1 protein-coding gene, 1 tRNA gene and 2 rRNA genes are annotated in these 1,506 nt (G+C 53.9%); 1 reads left to right on the top strand and 3 read right to left on the bottom strand.

Features of this window, described 5'->3' with window-relative positions; genetic code table 11:
* Window position 1: 1 nt before the first annotated feature.
* Window positions 2–78 (bottom strand) — tRNA-Met (locus PH5382_RS19315).
* A 51-nt stretch (window positions 79–129) separates the two neighbouring features.
* A 5S ribosomal RNA gene (gene rrf / locus PH5382_RS19310) occupies window positions 130–244 on the bottom strand.
* A 74-nt stretch (window positions 245–318) separates the two neighbouring features.
* On the opposite strand from rrf, the gene PH5382_RS19305 reads away from it, so the two are divergent.
* Window positions 319–513 (top strand): hypothetical protein, encoded by a 195-nt coding sequence (locus PH5382_RS19305; RefSeq protein ID WP_058336003.1) that lies wholly within the window; start codon window positions 319–321, stop codon window positions 511–513.
* Window positions 514–531: 18 nt separating this feature from the next.
* Here PH5382_RS19305 and PH5382_RS19300 read toward each other — a convergent pair.
* A 23S ribosomal RNA gene (locus PH5382_RS19300) occupies window positions 532–1,506 on the bottom strand; the annotation flags it as partial.

The following is a 1,506-nucleotide window of genomic DNA, read 5'->3' as shown; positions in this document are numbered from 1 at the left end:
TTGGTTGCGGGAGTAGGATTTGAACCTACGACCTTCAGGTTATGAGCCTGACGAGCTACCGGGCTGCTCCATCCCGCGACAGGGTCTTAATTGTGTTTGTAATCGTATATGAGTTTTGGATTTTACTAGGTTTGGCGGTGACCTACTCTCCCACGTCTTAAGACGCAGTACCATTGGCGCTAAGGCACTTAACTTCCGGGTTCGGGATGGGACCGGGTGTTTTGCTCTCGCTATAGCCACCAAACCGAGAAAAATCCAAATCCGATACCCTTGGCTCTGCCAAGGTATGGCGCGGCTGGCAGCTCATTTGCGAAGCAAATGCGCGAGAAGCCGCACTCCAGTTATGTCACCGAATATTTCGGCAGCGTAACTGGTATATCGGAAGAAACAATCAACACTGACGATTTTGCCGGAGCAAAATCTGTCACGCAGCAGGCAGTGTATTTGCCGGGCAAATGCACGTTGCTGCACCTTTGTTATGTCACAAGTCATGTGGTGCTTTTTGGTTCTTGAGGCTGTCTATTACTAGATCAGATCAAGCCAATCGGGCGATTAGTACCAGTCAACTGAACGTGTTACCACGCTTACATCTCTGGCCTATTGACGAGGTGGTCTACCTCGGCCCTCAGGGATACCTTGTTTTGAGGGGGGCTTCCCGCTTAGATGCCTTCAGCGGTTATCCTGTCCGAACATAGCTACCCAGCACTGCCGTTGGCACGACAACTGGTCCACCAGTGGTTCGTTCACCCCGGTCCTCTCGTACTAGGGGCAACTCCTCTCAAGTATCCTACACCCACGGCAGATAGGGACCGAACTGTCTCACGACGTTCTAAACCCAGCTCACGTACCTCTTTAAACGGCGAACAGCCGTACCCTTGGGACCTGCTCCAGCCCCAGGATGAGATGAGCCGACATCGAGGTGCCAAACACTGCCGTCGATATGGACTCTTGGGCAGTATCAGCCTGTTATCCCCGGCGTACCTTTTATCCGTTGAGCGATGGCCCTTCCACTCGGGACCACCGGATCACTATGGCCGACTTTCGTCTCTGCTCGACTTGTCAGTCTCGCAGTCAGGCTGGCTTCTGCCATTGCACTCAACGAGCGATTTCCGACCGCTCTGAGCCAACCTTCGCGCGCCTCCGTTACGCTTTAGGAGGCGACCGCCCCAGTCAAACTACCCGCCACGCAGGGTCCCGGATCCGGATAACGGACCGCGGTTAGACATCAAGAGTGCGAAGGGTGGTATCTCAAGGGAGGCTCCACGTGAACTAGCGTTCACGTTTCGATGCCTACCACCTATCCTGCACGTCACAATCCTGATGCCAGTGCGAAGCTGTAGTAAAGGTGCACGGGGTCTTTCCGTCTAACCGCGGGAAGCCTGCATCTTGACAGGCAATTCAATTTCGCTGAGTCGATGTTGGAGACAGCGGGGAAGTCGTTACGCCATTCGTGCAGGTCGGAACTTACCCGACAAGGAATTTCGCTACCTTAGGACCGTTATAGTT

Source organism: Phaeobacter sp. CECT 5382 (assembly GCF_001457775.1).
Lineage (GTDB): Bacteria > Pseudomonadota > Alphaproteobacteria > Rhodobacterales > Rhodobacteraceae > Pseudophaeobacter.
Note: the sequence above shows the minus strand (reverse complement) of the source record. Positions and strands in the feature narration are given on the sequence as shown.

What these genes read in the sequence shown, in the direction of transcription:
- PH5382_RS19305 (WP_058336003.1), top strand. Translation starts at nt 319, where the DNA reads ATGCGCGAGAAGCCGCACTCCAGTTATGTCACCGAATATTTCGGCAGC.